This window comes from Streptomyces sp. NPDC028308, from assembly GCF_055565855.1.
Genome location: NZ_JBVHTO010000007.1, coordinates 339,558 through 356,378, shown reverse-complemented (window position 1 = coordinate 356,378; position 16,821 = coordinate 339,558). Strand labels below are relative to the sequence as shown.

The 16,821-nt window shown below is 75.1% G+C and carries 16 protein-coding genes; 15 read left to right on the top strand and 1 reads right to left on the bottom strand.

The genetic code is table 11. From position 1 onward, the window contains the following. Positions 1–845: 845 nt before the first annotated feature. From ACZ4VA_RS18385 to ACZ4VA_RS18370, 4 genes are all read left to right on the top strand, one after another. Positions 846–3,104 (top strand): helix-turn-helix transcriptional regulator, encoded by a 2,259-nt coding sequence (locus tag ACZ4VA_RS18385; protein WP_452924595.1) that lies wholly within the window; start codon positions 846–848, stop codon positions 3,102–3,104. A 116-nt stretch (positions 3,105–3,220) separates the two neighbouring features. Beyond that, the gene (locus ACZ4VA_RS18380; RefSeq protein WP_356238902.1) at positions 3,221–4,759 is read left to right on the top strand and encodes a helix-turn-helix domain-containing protein; all 1,539 of its coding nucleotides are present in this window, start codon (positions 3,221–3,223) and stop codon (positions 4,757–4,759) included. A 36-nt stretch (positions 4,760–4,795) separates the two neighbouring features. Next, on the top strand, positions 4,796–5,383 hold the full coding sequence (locus ACZ4VA_RS18375; RefSeq protein ID WP_355788290.1) for an ArsR/SmtB family transcription factor: 588 nt from the start codon (positions 4,796–4,798) through the stop codon (positions 5,381–5,383). Position 5,384: 1 nt separating this feature from the next. Beyond that, positions 5,385–6,731 carry an MFS transporter gene (locus ACZ4VA_RS18370; protein ID WP_452924598.1) on the top strand — a complete coding sequence of 449 codons (1,347 nt, stop codon included), beginning with the start codon at positions 5,385–5,387 and terminating at the stop codon, positions 6,729–6,731. A gap of 97 nt (positions 6,732–6,828) precedes the next feature. Here the strand turns inward: ACZ4VA_RS18370 and ACZ4VA_RS18365 are convergent, their stop codons facing one another. Beyond that, a complete protein-coding gene (locus tag ACZ4VA_RS18365; protein ID WP_355788295.1) occupies positions 6,829–7,464 on the bottom strand; it encodes a TIGR03085 family metal-binding protein in 636 nt (211 codons plus the stop codon). 111 nt (positions 7,465–7,575) lie between these two features. Here ACZ4VA_RS18365 and hisI point away from each other — a divergent pair, with 111 nt between their 5' ends. From hisI to lgt, 11 genes are all read left to right on the top strand, one after another. Further along, positions 7,576–7,977: a phosphoribosyl-AMP cyclohydrolase gene (gene hisI, locus ACZ4VA_RS18360; RefSeq protein ID WP_356170290.1), complete on the top strand. Its 402-nt coding sequence runs from the start codon at positions 7,576–7,578 to the stop codon at positions 7,975–7,977. Positions 7,978–7,988: 11 nt separating this feature from the next. Continuing rightward, positions 7,989–9,467, top strand: coding sequence for an anthranilate synthase component I (locus tag ACZ4VA_RS18355; RefSeq protein ID WP_355794153.1), 1,479 nt, complete (start codon positions 7,989–7,991; stop codon positions 9,465–9,467). Between the two features lie 52 nt (positions 9,468–9,519). Then, the gene (locus ACZ4VA_RS18350; RefSeq protein WP_355794152.1) at positions 9,520–10,161 is read left to right on the top strand and encodes a TIGR02234 family membrane protein; all 642 of its coding nucleotides are present in this window, start codon (positions 9,520–9,522) and stop codon (positions 10,159–10,161) included. Between the two features lie 169 nt (positions 10,162–10,330). Further along, positions 10,331–10,579, top strand: coding sequence for an HGxxPAAW family protein (locus ACZ4VA_RS18345; protein ID WP_356170294.1), 249 nt, complete (start codon positions 10,331–10,333; stop codon positions 10,577–10,579). 115 nt (positions 10,580–10,694) lie between these two features. Continuing rightward, entirely contained in the window at positions 10,695–11,156 is a 462-nt protein-coding gene (locus ACZ4VA_RS18340) for a DUF2752 domain-containing protein (protein ID WP_468082023.1), read from the top strand. 166 nt (positions 11,157–11,322) lie between these two features. Continuing rightward, a complete protein-coding gene (trpC, locus tag ACZ4VA_RS18335) occupies positions 11,323–12,132 on the top strand; it encodes an indole-3-glycerol phosphate synthase TrpC (RefSeq protein WP_355795697.1) in 810 nt (269 codons plus the stop codon). 70 nt (positions 12,133–12,202) lie between these two features. Continuing rightward, entirely contained in the window at positions 12,203–12,427 is a 225-nt protein-coding gene (gene trpM, locus ACZ4VA_RS18330) for a tryptophan biosynthesis modulator TrpM (protein ID WP_389390740.1), read from the top strand. Positions 12,428–12,576: 149 nt separating this feature from the next. Further along, the gene (gene trpB / locus ACZ4VA_RS18325; RefSeq protein ID WP_355790934.1) at positions 12,577–13,863 is read left to right on the top strand and encodes a tryptophan synthase subunit beta; all 1,287 of its coding nucleotides are present in this window, start codon (positions 12,577–12,579) and stop codon (positions 13,861–13,863) included. Then, complete coding sequence (gene trpA, locus ACZ4VA_RS18320) at positions 13,860–14,675, top strand: tryptophan synthase subunit alpha (protein ID WP_355790931.1); 816 nt, start codon at positions 13,860–13,862, stop codon at positions 14,673–14,675. The genes trpB and trpA overlap by 4 nt, the downstream gene beginning before the upstream one ends. A 152-nt stretch (positions 14,676–14,827) precedes the next feature. Beyond that, positions 14,828–15,604, top strand: a complete 777-nt coding sequence (locus tag ACZ4VA_RS18315; RefSeq protein ID WP_355790929.1) for a DsbA family protein — start codon at positions 14,828–14,830, stop codon at positions 15,602–15,604. Between the two features lie 130 nt (positions 15,605–15,734). Next, complete coding sequence (gene lgt, locus ACZ4VA_RS18310) at positions 15,735–16,814, top strand: prolipoprotein diacylglyceryl transferase (protein WP_356238913.1); 1,080 nt, start codon at positions 15,735–15,737, stop codon at positions 16,812–16,814. The last annotated feature ends 7 nt before the right edge of the window (positions 16,815–16,821 follow it).

Below are 16,821 nucleotides of genomic sequence, written 5' to 3'. Positions count from 1 at the left end.
GTCCTCGGCCCGACTCGCCCGTCGCGCAGGGGCGTTGAAGGGCCGGGCGGGCCTCCGGGCACTGTGCGGCTGCACAAGCTTGCCTCCCCGGGGCTGGGACGGTGCCCATCGCGCACCGTCCCGTCGGGCACCTTTGGGCTGGTCACGCGGGGTGTCCGGGCGAGCGGGACAAGTGAAGGCGGGACTTCCGCGTTCGGTTACGCGGAAGTAACGTAACGGACGTGACCGGAATGACGACTGCGCGAAGTCCTCTCCGGATATACGACCGGAGTGCTGAACCGCCGCCCGCTCGGGGGGCGTTGGAGGAGTCCGGGCGAAGCGGTGGCCCCGTGCCGCCGCCCGCCCCCGGGCACGCTCCCGGACCGGGGGCCGGGCAGGCCCCCGCCTGGGCGCCGGCCTGCGCTCCGGTGGCCGGGCCGCCCGACGGCCCGCCACCCGGCACCGGACAGCCCCCGTCGCGCGGAGGGGACGCGACGGGGGCCCCGGCCCGAAAGCCGCGCGGGCGCCCACCCGTTGCTGAACGGACGCCCGCCGTATACGCCGACGCGCCCTCTGAAGCGGTCGCCGACGCGCGGGCCACCGCGGTCTCCGACGCGGGGCAGGGCCCGGCAACTGGTGAAGGGCCGCTCGGAAGTTGGGCCGATGCGGATGCCGGCGCGTCCGGCGGGGGCCGGGGTGGCGCGTCGCGTGAGGGGGCCGGGAGTGGGTCGGCGTCCGGTGCCGGCCCCGGAGCCGCAGCCGGGGGTGCCGTCGCGGACCCGGCCGGGGACTTCTCCGGGCTCGGCCGCCCGTCGCCTGCCGGGTACGCACACACCGGTCAACTCTCGGCATCTGTAGAGGAGTTGTTGCTGCTGGCGGCGGCCGAGCAGGAGCGGGACGCGGGGGCCGCGGGAGTGGACGCCGGGGTCGTGCTGAGGGCCGCGGAGGCGGCCGGGCTGGACCCCGGTGTCGTCGAGGCGGCGGAGGCCGCGGGAGTCGTCCGGTCGGCCGGGGGCCGCCTGCGCTTCACGGATCCGGCCCTGCCCCGCTCCGTCTACGCCGCCGCCCCACGCGCCCACCGCCGCGCCGCCCACCGCCTGCTGGCGGACGCCTTCGGCCCGGACCGGTGTACCGGGCACTCCCCGCCCGCGCGCTCCGGCCCGGCGGGGGAGGGGACGGTGTCCGGCCCGGGTGCCGCGTCCGATGATGAAGTGGCGCTCGGTCGCCGGGAGTTGTCAGGGACGGGCTCGGTCGAGGCGGAGGTCTCGTCCGGGGCGGGCGTGTCCGGTGCCGGGGACGTGCCGGTGATGTCGTCGCCGGGCGGACCTGGTCCGGTGGGAGAGGGGGCGCCCCGGGGTTCCCTCGGCGCGGAGGCCGGGGACGGGCTCGGCGGGGAGCGGTGGGCGCTGGCGGTGCTGTATCACCGGGCGTCCGCCGCCGAGGGCCCGGCGCCGGAGCTGGGCGACGAACTGGCCGCCGCAGCCGGTGCCGAACCCGGTCCGAACCGGCGCCCCACGCACCCGGAGCGGGCCGCGGCCTACGCGCGGGCCGCCGAACTCGCCGCGGACGCGGGCCCGCGGGCCGTCCGGCTGACGGCCGCCGCTGAGCACGCCCGGCTCGGCGGACTCCCGGACCGAGCGCGGGAGTTGCTGGACGCGGCCGGCTGCGAGGACCTCCCCGAGGCGCTGCGCGGCGCCGCCGAACTCGTCCGCGGCCTGCTCTCCCTGGGCGACGGCCCGGTGGCCGACGCCCGCGAGACCCTGCTCCTGGCCGCCGAGCTGCTCGCCCCGCACGACTCCGCCCGCTCCCGCGCCGCCCGGCTCGCGGCCATGGAGGCGGCCTGGGCGGCGGGCGACGCGGCGGCGTACGTGGAGGCGCTGGAGCATCCCTCCGCCCGCACCGACCCCGACCGGCGCCTGGCCGGGTACCGCGCCGGGATGGCCGCGGTGATGCGCGGACGCCTGCACGCCGGACGGGAGCGGCTGCGGGGATACCTGGCGAGCGGCGCGACCGACGCCGCCGACGACCCGGAACGCCTGCTGCGCACCGGGGTGGCCGCCCTCGTCGTCGGCGATCTCGCGGCGGCCGGGCGGATCAACTCCCGTGCCCTGGCCGTCGCCCGGGCCCGGGGCCCGTACATCCTCGTACCGCAGGCCCTGGAGCACCTCGCCTACGGTGAGCTGCGCGCCGGCCGACACGCCCGTGCCCGCGCCCACGCCGAGGAGGGTCTGCGCAGCGCCCTCGCCACCGGCCAGCACAACATCGCGGCGCACCACCACGCGATCCTCGCCCTCGCGGCCTCCGTCGAGGGCGACCCCGGTGCCGTGGCCGAACACGCCACCGCCGCCGAACGCGTGGCCGCCCCGCACGGCCTGGTCCAGGCGGCCACCCTGGCCCAGTGGGCGCGGGCCCGCGCCGACCTCGGCCGGGGCAGGGTCCCGGAGGCCGCCGCACGCCTCGGCCCGCTGGTCGGCCCCGGCCCCCGGCACGGCCACTTCGCCGTGCGCATGCTGGCCATCCCCTGCTTCGTGGAGGCGTCGGCGCGCGCCGGCGAGCCGGAGGCCGCCCGTTCCGCGGTGGCCGAGTTCGCCCGCTGGGCCGCGCAGGGCGCCGACCCGCAGGCCCCGGCCCAGCTGGCGCGCTGCCACGCGCTGCTGGCCGGCCCGGAGGAGTGCGAACCGTTCTTCGCCACGGCCCTCGCCCACCACGACCGCGCGGGCGGCGACTTCGAGCGCGGTCGCACCCTGCTGCTGTACGGGGCCTGGCTGCGGCGCCGCCGCAGACCGGGGGAGGCCCGCGGCCGGCTCCGCGACGCCCTCGTCTCCTTCGAGCGCGGCGGAGCCCTCGGCTGGGCGACCCAGGCGCGGGCGGAGCTGCGGGCCACCGGGGAGGCGGGGGCGCAGGAGCCGCCCGGGCCGCTGGCGCTCCTGACCCCGCAGCAGCTGCGCATCGCCCGCTGCGTGGCGGAGGGCGCCACCAACCGGGAAGTGGCGCTGAGGCTGTCCGTGAGTCCGCGCACAGTCGACCACCACCTGCGGAACGTCTTCGCAGCTCTGGGGGTCCGCTCGCGTGTCGAGCTGTCCCGATTGGTGGACCGGGCGGAGAAGACCGTCGCACACCCCTAGGTACCGACCGGGCGGTATGTCATCCTGCGGACTCAGGAAGGTCCGGTGGGACCGGCGTGCCGTGCGGTGGCGCGCCGTGCCGAACCGGGCCGAGCCGACTCCGGTGGAGGACAGCGATGCAGCACCTCGTACAGGACCACGCCCGGACCGTGTCCGGTCCGCGGCCACTCGTACCCGCCGCCCGCTCGGCCGTCGACGGGGAGGCGCTCTCCGTGCTGCACAGGGCGGCCCGGGTCCTGCTGGCGGGACTGCCCGAGCTCACCGAGCGCCTGATGGTCGTCCTGCGGGAGCGCGAGCCGGCGTACCGGGCCGCCATCCAGAGCGACGTCGACGGCGTACGCGAGGAGGTGCAGCGCTCCCTGCGGCTCAACGTGGGCTCCCTGCTGCGCCCCGGCGAACTGCGCGAGGCGGCGCGCCGCTGCTCCTGGGGGATCGGCAGGGCGCGGGCCGAACGCGGCCTGCCGTTGGACGCCCTGCTGCGCGCCTTCCGGCTGGGCGGCGGGATGGTCTGGCAGGGGCTGGTGGACGAGACGACCCGCCGCCACCCCTCGGACGTACGCCTCCTCGTCCACGTGGCCGCCGACGTGTGGAACTTCGTCGACGAACACTGCGCGATCGTCGCCGACGCCTACCGCCAGACGGAACGCGAGCTGACCTGGCGTCGAGAGAACCGGCTGCGCCTGATGACCGCCGCGCTGCTGGACGGCACCGCGCGCATCTCCGACCTGCCGGCCACGGCCTCCGCGCTCGGCCTCCCCGAGCAGGGGCGGTACGCGGTCGTGCTGGCCCAGCTGCCCGCGGGCCCGGCGCTGGTGAACGGCCGGACCCCGGTGGACCTCCCGGGCCTGCGCGTGCAGTGGTACCGCGAGGGGGGCGGCGACTACGGCATCGTCCTGCTGGGCGGCCACGCCCGCGGCGAGGGCGGCCGGGCACCCGGTGACGACCCGTGGTTCCACGGCACGCACGCGCACGGCGATCCGTCCCCCGGCCACGGGGAGCTCCCGGCGGGCGACGGCGTCCGTCCCCGCGGAGACGGCGAGCACGACCGGGCCGACGGCGACGGCGAAGGGGGCGCCGGTGAAGGGGGCGGGGCGCAGGAGCGGCCGCGTGCCCACGGGCTCGTCGAGGACGCCGGCGACATCGCGCGCGTGCTGTCCGCCCCGCCCGGCACCCGGATCGGCGTGAGCCCGGTGGTCGACGGCCTCGCCTCCGTCGGGGACGCCCGCCGGCTCGCGGACACCGCTCTGCGTGCCTGTCCGCGCGCCGGGGGCACGGTCGTCCTGGAGGAGAACCTGCCGGCCGCCCTGGTCGTCTCCGCCCCGGCGCTCGGCGCGGCGCTCGCCGAGCGGGTCCTCGGCCCCCTGCTGCGGCTGGACCCCTCCGACCGCGACATCCTGCTGGACACCCTCACGGCCTGGTTGGCCTGCGACGGTTCCGCCCAGCGGTCGGCCGCCCGCCTCTACTGCCACCGCAACACGGTCCTGAACCGGCTGCGCCGCTGCGAGCAGCTGACCGGCCGCTCCCTGACCCGCCCGACGGACGTGGTGGAGCTCTCGCTGGCGCTGGCCGCCCGGACACTCCTCGACCCATTCCGCACCGGCCGGGCGGACGGCGCGGAAGGGGGAGGGAGCGAAAGAAAAACTGCGCAATACTAATTGCGCAGTTTTCGCTTCGTACTTTACGCTGCCGGGATGGCAGACCGTCAGCAGCGCCGCATCACGGATCTGGGCACGCTCAAGGCACTCGCCCATCCGCTCCGCTCGCAGTTGTACCGGGCCCTGATCATGGCCCGGACGGCCACGGCCTCGCAGCTCGCCGAGCAGGCGGGGGAGGCCGTGTCGCTGGTCAGCTACCACCTGCGCAAGCTCGCCGACCACGGCCTGATCGAGGAGGCCGAGGCGCCCCGAAAGGACGGGCGCGAGCGCTGGTGGCGGCCCGCGTCGGACGGGATCGACATCCGCGAGGCGGACTTCCGGGACGCCCCGGAGAAGGCCGCCGCGCACCAGGCGGCCACCCGCCTCTTCCACGAGCAGCGCACGGAGGCCCACCGGCGCTACCTCGACGAGCGCGCCACCTGGGACGCGGAGTGGCGCGGCGCGTCCACCGACTCCGAGTCCCTCATGCGGCTCACGGCCGGCGAGCTGTCCGCGCTGACCGGCGAGTTGCTCGCCGTGCTCCGGACGTACGAGGAGCGGGGCCGGGCCGCGGAGGCGGCCGGCGACACCGAGGGGCGCGAGAACGTGGCGCTGTACGTGTTCGGATTCCCGTTCCGTGCCTGAGATGACGCCGCCCGTGACCCTCGGGACCGCACCCGCCGCCGAGACGGCCCCCGCGGCCGTACGGCCCGCCCACCGCGACGGCAACGTCCTGCGCTGGCTGTGCGCCTACACGGCCTCCATGGTGGGCGACAACGTCTACTACATAGCCCTGTCCTGGGCTGCCGTCCAGGCCGGGACGCCCTCGCAGGCCGGACTGGTGATGGCCGTGAGCGCCGTGCCCAGGGCCCTGCTGATGCTCGGCGGGGGAGTGGTCGCGGACCGGTTCGGGCCCCGGAAGGTCGTCATCGGCAGTGACGCTGTGCGCTGCGCGGCCGTCCTCGCGGTGGCCGCCCTGCTGTTCGCGTCCTCGCCGGGGCTGTGGCCCCTGGCGGTGCTCGCCCTCGTCTTCGGCACCGTGGACGCCGTCTTCATGCCGGCCGTCGGCGCCCTGCCGGCCCGCATCACGTCCCGCGCCCAGCTCGCCCGCGTCCAGGGCATGCGCGGCCTCGCGATCCGCTTCGCCAACGTGGTGGGCGCCCCGCTCGGCGGCCTCGGCGTGGCGGTGGGCGGCGCGGCGGCCGCGTTCGGGCTCGCGGGCCTGCTGATCGCGGTCTCCGTGCCGCTGCTGGTCTCCGTACGCATGAGGGGCCTGCCCCCGGACGAGGCGCCCGGCACCCCGGCCGTTCCGGAACCGTCCGCCCCGGCCGACGACGCCCCGGGACACGGCGCCCCCGACAGCGGCGCCCGGAAGGCCGCGCCGACCGCCTGGCGCGATCTCCACGACGGCCTGCGCTACATCCGCCGCCACCGGGTGCTGGCCCCGCTGATGGTCGCCATCGCCCTGGGCGACCTGGGCTTCGTCGGCCCGCTGAACGTCGGCCTTGCCCTGCTCGCGGACCAGCGCGGCTGGGGCGCCTCCGGCATGGGCTGGGTGCTCGCCGGCTTCGGGACCGGCGCGGGGCTGGTCTCCCTGCTGCTCACGGCACGCGGCCGGCTCCCGTACGCCGGACGGGTCATGGCGATCGCCCTCCTGCTGGGCTGCGTCGCCATCGGGTCCCTCGCGTACGTCCCCGCGGTGGCCGCCGCCGTGGGCGTGGCGCTGCTCGTCGGACTCCTCGCCGGGCTCAGCGGCGTCCTGTGCGGCGCGCTGCTCCAGACGGAGACCGACCCGGCCTACCTCGGCCGGGTCAGCGCCGTGGCGGGCCTCGTCAGCCTCGGCCTCGCCCCGCTCAGCATGCCGGCGTCCGCCGCGGCCGTCGGCCTGTGGGGCACCGGCCCCGTCTTCGTCGTCAGCGCCGTCGTCTGCGGCCTCGGCGGAGTGGTCGCGCTGTGCTCGCCCCCGCTGCGGCGCGCGGAACTGCCCACGTGACCACGGGGGCGCTCCCGGGTCCGCGGGCATGGCCCCGACACCGGGGCACGGGTGACCCCGCGCCCCGGTCCGGACGCCGAGCGGGACGACTCCCCGGTCAGATGCCGAGCTGCTTCGCCTGCTGAAGCCTGGCGATCGCTTCCTTGTCCCCGTCCAGCTCCACGTCGGCCACGTTCTGGCGGCCGTAGGCGAAGAGCAGCACCTCCGAGGGCTCGCCGGTCACCGTGACCACCGGCGTGCCCTTGCGGGCGACCGCCGTCTGGCCGTTCGGGCGCCGCAGCACCAGGCCGGTCGGCGCGCCGCGGCCCACCAGCCGGGCCGTGCGGTCCAGACGCGACCACAGCGCGTCCTGGAAGACGGTGTCCAGGGGCCGGGGCGTCCAGCCGGGCCGGGCCCGCCGCACGTCCTCGGTGTGCACGTAGAACTCGATCGTGTTCGACGCCTCGTCGATCTGCTTCAGCGAGAAGGGCGAGAACCGCGGAGGCCCCGAACGGATGAGCTGGATCAGCTCCTCGTACGGCTTCTCGGCGAACTCCGCCTGCACCCGCTCCAGCCGGGGTGTCAGCTGCTTGATCAGGATCCCGCCCGCGGCGTCCGCGCGCCGCTCGCGCACCACGACGTGCGCGGCGAGATCACGGGTCGTCCAGTCCCCGCACAACGTGGGGGCGTCAGGTCCCTCGGCCTCCAACAGGTCGGCGAGGAGAAGTCGTTCACGCTTCGCATGGGTCGACATGCCAGCCAGCCTACGACCGCCGCACCCGTCCGCCCAGTGGAGGCGCGGCACGCGGCGGTACGCGGTCCGCCCTGTGGACGTCCGTCGGCCCGGTCCGTCCGGGGCGGCACAATGGTCGGCATGACCAGCACGCCCCCTCCCAGCAGCCTCGACCCCGCGATCGCCGCCCGCCTCCGGCGCAGCGCCGACGGGCTCGTCCCCGCCATCGCCCAGCAGTACGACACCGGCGAGGTGCTGATGCTCGGCTGGATGGACGACGAGGCGCTGCACCGCACGCTCACCACGGGCCGCTGCACCTACTGGTCGCGCAGCCGCCGGGAGTACTGGGTCAAGGGCGACACCTCGGGGCACGTCCAGCACGTGAAGTCCGTGGCCCTGGACTGCGACGCCGACACCGTCCTCGTCAAGGTCGACCAGGTCGGCGCCGCCTGCCACACCGGCGCCCGCACCTGCTTCGACGCCGACGTCCTGCTCGCGGACGCCGGGTCCCCCGTGCCGCCCGCCGGTCAGTAGGGTCGGTCGCCATGGACCTCGAGACGTTCCGCAAGCTGGCCACCGACCGCCGGGTCATCCCCGTCAGCCGCAAGCTCCTCGCGGACGGCGACACCCCCGTCGCCCTCTACCGCAAGCTGGCCGCCGAGCGCCCCGGCACCTTCCTGCTGGAATCGGCCGAGAACGGCCGGTCCTGGTCCCGCTACTCCTTCGTGGGCGTCCGCAGCCACGCGACCCTCACGGAGCGCGGCGGACAGGCCCACTGGCTCGGGACACCCCCGGTCGGCGTGCCCGTCGACGGTGATCCCCTGGTCGCCCTGCGGGCCACGATCGAGGCGCTGCACACCCCGCACGAGGACGGCCTGCCGCCCTTCACCGGCGGCATGGTGGGCTATCTGGGCTACGACATCGTGCGCCGCCTGGAGAAGATCGGCCCCGGCGAGCGCGACGACCTGCGGCTGCCCGAGCTGACCATGCTGCTCACCAGCGACCTCGCCGTCCTCGACCACTGGGACGGCACGGTCCAGCTGATCGCCAACGCGATCAACCACAACGACCTCGACACCGGAGTCGACGAGGCGTACGCCGACGCCGTGGCCCGGCTCGACGCCATGGAGGCGGACCTCTCGCGGGCGGTCTCCCAGCCCCCGGCCGCGCTCCCGCCGTCCGAGCTGCCCGAGTACACGGCGCTGTGGGGCGGACCGCAGTACCAGGACGCCGTCGAGGACATCAAGGAGCGCATCCGGGCGGGCGAGGCCTTCCAGGTCGTCCCCTCGCAGCGCTTCGAGACCCCCTGCACGGCGAGCGCCCTGGACGTCTACCGTGTCCTGCGGGCCACGAACCCCTCGCCGTACATGTACCTCTTCCGCTTCGACGGCTTCGACGTCGTCGGGTCGTCCCCCGAGGCCCTGGTCAAGGTCGAGGACGGGCAGGCGATGGTCCACCCCATCGCGGGCACCCGGCCGCGCGGCGCCACCGTCCAGGAGGACCAGGCCCTCGCCGACGAGCTGATCGCCGACCCCAAGGAGCGCGCCGAGCACCTCATGCTCGTCGACCTCGGGCGCAACGACCTCGGCCGGGTCTGCGAGCCCGGCTCCGTCGAGGTCGTCGACTTCATGTCCATCGAGCGGTACTCGCACGTCATGCACATCGTCTCGACGGTCACCGGGCGCGTCGCCGAGGGCCGCACCGCCTTCGACGTGCTGACCGCCTGCTTCCCCGCGGGCACCCTCTCCGGGGCGCCCAAGCCGCGCGCCATGCAGATCATCGACGAGCTGGAGCCCTCCCGGCGCGGGCTGTACGGCGGCTGCGTCGGCTACCTCGACTTCGCCGGCGACTCCGACACCGCCATCGCGATCCGCACGGCGCTGCTGCGCGACGGCACGGCCTACGTGCAGGCCGGGGCCGGAGTGGTGGCCGACTCGGACCCCGCCGCGGAGGACGCCGAGTGCCGGAACAAGGCCGCCGCGGTGCTCCGCGCGGTGCACACGGCGAACCGGCTCGGCCGATAGGACGTGTCTCACGTGAACCCCGGGTGACGGTTCGCCCGGGGTTCAGGCGATAGTGGAGTACGTGACTGCTGTACCTCACCCCCGATCCGAAGCCGCCGCGGGACCCTCCGGGTCCGGCCGCCGCAGCCTCGCCACAGCCCTGTCGTGCGGCGCGCTCGGCGCCGCCGTGACGCTGCTGGCCACCCGGCGGAACTGGTCGGAGGGCACCGCGACGGTGGCCGGCGGCGACTTCCCGCTGACCGCCAGCGGCAGCGACGTCACGGGCGTGCCCGCGGCCCTCGCCGTCGTCGGCCTCGCCGCCCTCGTCGCCGTCTTCGCCGTACGCCGCTCCGGCCGGCTGCTCGTCTCCGCGCTGCTCGCGCTCTCGGGCGCCGGCATCGTCGTCGCGGCGCTCCTCGGCGCGGACGACGGTTCCGCGCTCGACGAGAAGGCCGCCGAGGCCTCCGGCGACACCGCCGCGACGGTGCACGCGCTCAGCCACACCGCCTGGCCGTACGTCGCCGCCGTCGGCGGGGCGCTCATCTTCCTGGCGGGGCTGCTGGCGCTGCGCTACGGACGGCTCTGGCCCGCGATGTCCGGCCGCTACGAGCGCGACGGCACCCCCCGGCCGCGCAAGGCCAAGCCCGTCGACCCCGACCGCCCCGAGGACCTGTGGAAGGCCCTGGACCGCGGCGAGGACCCGACCGGGACGTAGGACCCGCGCCCGGACGGTCCCGCCGGGACCTTCGGCCCGGGACCCACGTCCCGACCCGGCCGGGACGGCGGACGGGGTGCCACCCCGCGCTCAAGGCGGCCGCGCCGATACGGGACAATGGACGTCGAGCGTCCGGCTCACACACGTACACAGCACTGAGGAGCAAGTCATGGCGGGCAGCAGCCACGGTCACACCCCGGCCGCCTGGACCGGTGTCATCATCGCCTTCATCGGTTTCTGCGTTTCCGGTGCCTTCATGGTGCTGGCGAACCCGCTGGGCTTCTGGGCCGGCATGGTGATCGTCGTCCTCGGTGGTGTCGTCGGCGGCATCATGCGGGCGATGGGCATGGGCCAGCCGAAGGAGGCGCACGTGCAGAAGCCGCACTCGGCGCCCCAGGTCGCCGGCGCCGAGAGCTGACCCGCCCGGCCGGGGCACGCCCCGCCCCGACGTCACGAGCGCACAGGAGAGCGGCCCCCGCACCGGGGGCCGCTCTCCCGTGCCCCGCGGGCGCCCCTCGCGCCCGCGGGGCACAATGCGTCGGGTGAACGCCGAAACCCGAAGGGTGAACCCGCCGCACGCGGGCACCGGCCCTGCGGCCGGGGCCGCGCGGCGCCTCGCCGCCCCCGCGGGCGTCCTCGCCGCGGTCGCCGGCGCCTTCGCCTACGTCGGGGCCGTCGACCCGAACGAGCCCGGGCACTACCCGGTCTGCCCGATGCTGCGCTACACGGGCCTGTACTGCCCCGGCTGCGGCGGACTGCGCAGCGCCCACGCCTTCGTGCACGGCGACTTCGCGACCGCGCTCACGGACAACGCGCTCGCTGTCGCCGGGTACCTGCTGTTCGCGGCGGTGTGGACCGTCTGGGTGGTCCGCGTGGCGCGCGGCCGGCCGGTACGGGTCGAGCTGGGCAACGTGCAGCTGTGGGCGGCGGGCGTGCTGCTGCTGGCCTTCACCGTTGTCCGGAACCTGCCGTCCGGCGGCTGGCTGCACCCTTGATCGTGGGGCAAATGTCCAGGTGGTGGGACCGGCGTCAACCGGATGCGAGGCCTACGCCTTCCTCCGGATACCATCGCAGTGACCGGTGTGAACCGTCACGACGGCGAGAACCGGGTCCGACCGCTCGACCGCTCAACTGTCCACCGCAGGGAAGGGGGCCGCTCGCGTGAGTGTGCTCGACGAGATCATCGACGGAGTCCGTGCCGACCTCGCGGAGCGGCAGGCGCGCGTCAGCCTCGACGAGCTCAAGGAGCGCGCGGCGAAGGCTCCGGCGGCCAAGGACGGCGTGGCCGCGCTGCGCGGCGACGGCGTCAAGGTCATCTGCGAGGTCAAGCGCTCCAGCCCGTCCAAGGGCGCGCTGGCCGCCATCGCCGACCCCGCCGCACTCGCCGCCGACTACGAGGCGGGCGGCGCGTCCGTCATCTCCGTGCTGACCGAGCAGCGCCGCTTCGGCGGCTCGCTGGCCGACCTGGAGGCCGTCCGCGCCAAGGTCGACATCCCCGTGCTGCGCAAGGACTTCATCGTCACCTCGTACCAGCTGTGGGAGGCCCGGGCGTACGGCGCCGACCTCGCCCTGCTGATCGTGGCGGCCCTCGACCAGGCCGCCCTGGAGTCCCTCATCGAGCGCGCCGAGTCCATCGGGCTCACCCCGCTGGTCGAGGTGCACGACGAGGACGAGGCCGAGCGGGCGGTGGACGCCGGCGCGAAGGTCATCGGCGTCAACGCCCGCAATCTGAAGGACCTCAAGGTCGACCGCACCACCTTCGAGCGGGTCGCCCCCGAGATCCCGGACCACCTCGTCAAGATCGCCGAGTCCGGCGTCCGCGGACCGCACGACCTCATCGCGTACGCCAACGCCGGCGCCGACGCGGTCCTGGTGGGCGAGTCCCTCGTCACCGGCCGCGACCCCAAGGCCGCCGTCTCCGACCTCGTGGCGGCCGGGGCCCACCCCGCGCTGCGGCACGGACGGGGCTGACGCTCCCGTGGCCGACCCGACCGCCTCCCGCCCCCGGGTGAGCCCGTGCTCGCCCGGTGCCGGCGGGTGCCTGCGGTCGGCCGCCCCGCTCCCCGCCGCCCCGGCCGCGCGGGACCCCTACGCCCGCCTCGCCCGCGGCTGCCGCCCGCGCGGCTGCCGGGCGCCGGCCCGCCGGGTGCACGGCCGCCGGGTCCGCTATGTCATCGGGGACGAGCCCGGCCAGGTCAACGGCATGCGATGGCGCCGGCGCGTGCCCGCGCCCACACCGGCCCCGGCCGCCCTCCGGGTGGCCTGACCGTCCCGCACCGCCGCCCGGTGGCCCCGCCACCGGCCGCGACGACGGGGACGGCCCGGGTCCGGTGCCCGCGCGCGGCGTGCGCGTCCGTGGATCACGTGACCCTGTCCGACCCGTGACCGGGGCAGACGCCCCAGCGAGGTATCCGCATGCCCAGCGAGTTCTTCATTCCCGACCCCGAGGGTCAGGTCCCCAGCACCGAGGGGTACTTCGGCGCGTTCGGCGGCAAGTTCATCCCGGAGGCGCTGGTCGCCGCCGTGGACGAGGTCGCCGTCGAGTACGACAAGGCCAAGGCCGACCCCGAGTTCGCCCGCGAGCTGGACGACCTGCTCGTCCACTACACGGGACGCCCGAGCTCCCTCACCGAGGTGCCGCGCTTCGCCGAACACGCGGGCGGCGCCCGGGTGTTCCTCAAGCGCGAGGACCTCAACCACACCGGCTCGCACAAGATCAACAACGTGCTCGGCCAGGCGCTGCTCACCCGGCGCATGGGCAAGACCCGCGTCATCGCCGAGACCGGGGCCGGGCAGCACGGCGTGGCCACCGCCACCGCCTGCGCCCTGTTCGGGCTCGACTGCACCATCTACATGGGCGAGATCGACACCCAGCGCCAGGCGCTGAACGTCGCCCGGATGCGGATGCTCGGCGCCGAGGTCATCGCCGTGAAGTCCGGCAGCCGCACCCTCAAGGACGCCATCAACGAGGCGTTCCGCGACTGGGTCGCCAACGTCGACCGCACCCACTACCTCTTCGGCACGGTCGCGGGCCCGCACCCCTTCCCCGCCATGGTCCGGGACTTCCACCGGGTGATCGGCGTCGAGGCCCGCCGGCAGATCCTGGAGCGCGCCGGACGGTTGCCCGACGCCGCCGTCGCCTGCGTCGGCGGCGGCTCCAACGCCATCGGCCTCTTCCACGCCTTCATCCCCGACGCGGACGTGCGCCTCATCGGCTGCGAGCCCGCCGGGCACGGCATCGAGACCGGCGAGCACGCGGCGACGCTCACCGCGGGCGAGCCCGGCATCCTGCACGGCTCGCGCTCCTACGTCCTCCAGGACGACGAGGGCCAGATCACCGAGCCGTACTCGATCTCGGCCGGTCTGGACTACCCCGGCATCGGCCCCGAGCACGCCTACCTCAAGGACAGCGGCCGCGGCGAGTACCGCGCGGTCACCGACGACGCGGCGATGCAGGCGCTGCGCCTGCTCTCCCGCACCGAGGGCATCATCCCGGCGATCGAGAGCGCGCACGCGCTGGCCGGCGCCCTGGAGGTCGGCCGGGAGCTGGGCAAGGACGGGCTGATCGTCGTCAACCTGTCCGGGCGCGGCGACAAGGACATGGACACGGCCGCCCGCTACTTCGGCCTGTACGACACCGATGCCGCCGTCCAGGCGGACGAGGCCGGCGACGGCGCGGAGATCGAGGGGGACGCCAAGTGAGCGGCAACATCCGGCTGTTGAGCGACACGCTCGCCGGCGCCAAGGCCGAGGGCCGGGCCGCCCTCATCGCCTACCTCCCGGCGGGCTTCCCGACCGTGGACGGCGGGATCGCGGCCGTCAAGGCCGTCTTCGACGGCGGCGCCGACGTCGTCGAGGTGGGGCTGCCGCACAGCGACCCCGTCCTCGACGGTCCCGTCATCCAGACCGCCGACGACATCGCCCTGCGCGGCGGCGTCAGGATCGCGGACGTGATGCGCACGGTCCGCGAGGCGCACGCGGCCACCGGGAAGCCGGTGCTCGTGATGACGTACTGGAACCCCATCGACCGCTACGGCGTCGAGCGCTTCACGGCGGAGCTGGCCGAGGCGGGCGGGGCCGGCTGCATCCTGCCCGACCTGCCGGTGCAGGAGTCGGCGCTGTGGCGGGAGCACGCCGAGAAGCACGGCCTCGCGACCGTCTTCGTCGTCGCCCCCAGCAGCAAGGACGCCCGGCTCGCCGAGATCACCGCGGCGGGCTCCGGCTTCGTCTACGCGGCCTCGCTGATGGGCGTCACCGGCACCCGCGAGTCGGTCGGCGCGCAGGCGCAGGACCTGGTGGGGCGTACCAAGGCCACCACCGACCTGCCCGTCTGTGTCGGCCTCGGTGTCTCCGACGCCCGGCAGGCCGCCGAGGTGGCCGGCTTCGCCGACGGCGTCATCGTGGGCTCGGCCTTCGTGAAGCGGATGCTGGACGCGCCCGACGAGGCGGCCGGCCTGGACGCCGTACGCGCCCTCGCGAGCGACCTGGCGAAGGGCGTGCGCCGCACCGCGTGACCCCTGCGCGCGGTGCGCGGGACGCCTGGTCCCGCGCGCCGGCGCGACGCGGACCGTCGTATACATGCACGTAAAGGACAATCTACTCACTCGAACGGGTGGACCTGGGGCCGGGGAGGCGCGCTGCGCCTCCCCGGTTCGTTCTGCCGGATGTGAGCGAGAAGAACCGTGACGGAAAGCGCACCGCCCGCGAGCGGCTGGCGGTCGAGCGAGAGAAGCACAAGGCCGCGGAGAAGCGCCGGCGCGCGCTGATCGTGGGTGCGTCGGTGGTCTGCGTCCTTGGTCTGGCCGCGGTGGTGGGCGTCCTCGCCGCCAACGCGGGCAAGGACGACAAGAGCGACAGCGCGGGCCCCGTCGTGTCGCCCTCGGGGGCGCAGGGCAAGGACGGTCTCGCGATCCCCGTCGGCCAGGACGGCGCCAAGTCCACCCTCACGGTGTACGAGGACTTCCGCTGCCCGGCCTGCAAGTCCTTCGAGACGGTCTACCGCCCGACGATCCACGAGCTGGTGGCCGCCGGCCAGCTCAAGGTCGACTACCACCTCGCCACCCTCATCGACGGGAACATGGGCGGCAGCGGCTCCCGCCAGGCGGCCAACGCCGCGGCCTGCGCCCAGGACGCCGGGAAGTTCACCGCGTACCACGACGTCCTCTACGACAACCAGCCCCAGGAGACCGACGACGCCTACGCCGACACGGACAAGCTCATCGAGCTCGCGGGCAAGGTGGACGGGCTCGACACTCCCGCGTTCCGCGCGTGCGTGAACGACGGCACGCACGACAGCTGGGTGGTGAAGTCGAACCAGGCCTTCCAGGCCGGCCACTTCGGCGGCACGCCGACGGTCCTGTTCGGCGGCAAGAACATCTACGCGGACCGCACGATGACCCCGGCGAAGCTGAAGCAGATGGTGCAGGCGCAGAACAAGGGCTGAGCCCCCCGTCCCGCGCCGCGCGTGCGGCGCCGCCCCCGGTCTCCCGCAGGCCGGGGGCGCTCCCCGTTATGGACCCGTAGCCGGGCCGCCCGCCGTGGGCCCCGTCCGGCACGGTAGCGTCGACCCTGCCATGGAACTTGCCTACATTCCCAGCCCGTCGCGCGGGGTGCTGCACCTCGGCCCCATTCCGCTGCGCGGCTACGCGTTCTGCATCATCATCGGCGTCTTCGTGGCCGTCTGGCTCGGCAACAAGCGCTGGGTCGCCCGCGGCGGGCGTCCCGGCACGGTGGCCGACATCGCGGTCTGGGCCGTCCCGTTCGGCCTGGTCGGCGGACGGCTCTACCACGTGATCACGGACTACGAGCTGTACTTCAGCGAGGGCCGCGACTGGGTGGACGCCTTCAAGATCTGGGAGGGCGGACTCGGCATCTGGGGCGCGATCGCGCTCGGTGCCGTGGGCGCGTGGATCGGCTGCCGCCGCCGCGGCATCCCGCTGCCCGCGTGGGCGGACGCCCTCGCGCCCGGCATCGTCTTCGCCCAGGCCATCGGCCGCTGGGGCAACTGGTTCAACCAGGAGCTGTACGGGCGGGAGACGTCGCTCCCCTGGGCGCTGCACATCACGTCCTCGACGGACGGCCGGGTACCGGGCTACTACCACCCGACGTTCCTGTACGAGTCGCTGTGGTGCGTCGGTGTCGGATTCCTGGTCATCTGGGCCGACCGCCGCTTCAAGCTCGGGCACGGCCGGGCGTTCGCGCTGTACGTCGCGGCGTACTGCGTGGGCCGCGGCTGGATCGAGTACATGCGCGTCGACGACGCCCACCACTTCCTGGGCCTGCGCCTGAACGACTGGACCGCGATGGTGGTCTTCGTCCTCGCGGTGGTCTACATCGTCCTCTCGGCGCGGCTGCGGCCCGGACGCGAGGAGGTCGTCGAGCCCGGCGCCGGACCGGACGACTCCGGTGACGGTGACGGTGACGGCAAGGGCGACGGAGTCGGCGACGGTGACGACGCGACCGGCCCTGAGGCCGTCGACCTCGGCAAGAAGGCCGACGGCGGGACCTCGGAGACGTCCGGCGGGAAGGCCGCCGGGAAGTCCGACGAGTCCACCGGCACGTCCGGGTCCGCGAAGCAGGACGAGGACACGGCGGACGGCGCCGGAGCGGCCTCGGCGACGAAGGACGAGGCCGGGTCGGCCAAGAAGAGCTGACGCACAG

Coding starts and splice junctions, on each gene's coding strand:
- ACZ4VA_RS18380 (WP_356238902.1), top strand. CDS start 3,221: ATGCAGCACCTCGTACAGGACCACGCCCGGACCGTGTCCGGTCCGCGG.
- ACZ4VA_RS18375 (WP_355788290.1), top strand. CDS start 4,796: ATGGCAGACCGTCAGCAGCGCCGCATCACGGATCTGGGCACGCTCAAG.
- ACZ4VA_RS18370 (WP_452924598.1), top strand. CDS start 5,385: ATGACGCCGCCCGTGACCCTCGGGACCGCACCCGCCGCCGAGACGGCC.
- ACZ4VA_RS18365 (WP_355788295.1), bottom strand. CDS start 7,464: ATGTCGACCCATGCGAAGCGTGAACGACTTCTCCTCGCCGACCTGTTG.
- hisI (WP_356170290.1), top strand. CDS start 7,576: ATGGTCGGCATGACCAGCACGCCCCCTCCCAGCAGCCTCGACCCCGCG.
- ACZ4VA_RS18355 (WP_355794153.1), top strand. CDS start 7,989: ATGGACCTCGAGACGTTCCGCAAGCTGGCCACCGACCGCCGGGTCATC.
- ACZ4VA_RS18345 (WP_356170294.1), top strand. CDS start 10,331: ATGGCGGGCAGCAGCCACGGTCACACCCCGGCCGCCTGGACCGGTGTC.
- ACZ4VA_RS18340 (WP_468082023.1), top strand. CDS start 10,695: ATGCGTCGGGTGAACGCCGAAACCCGAAGGGTGAACCCGCCGCACGCG.
- trpB (WP_355790934.1), top strand. CDS start 12,577: ATGCCCAGCGAGTTCTTCATTCCCGACCCCGAGGGTCAGGTCCCCAGC.
- lgt (WP_356238913.1), top strand. CDS start 15,735: ATGGAACTTGCCTACATTCCCAGCCCGTCGCGCGGGGTGCTGCACCTC.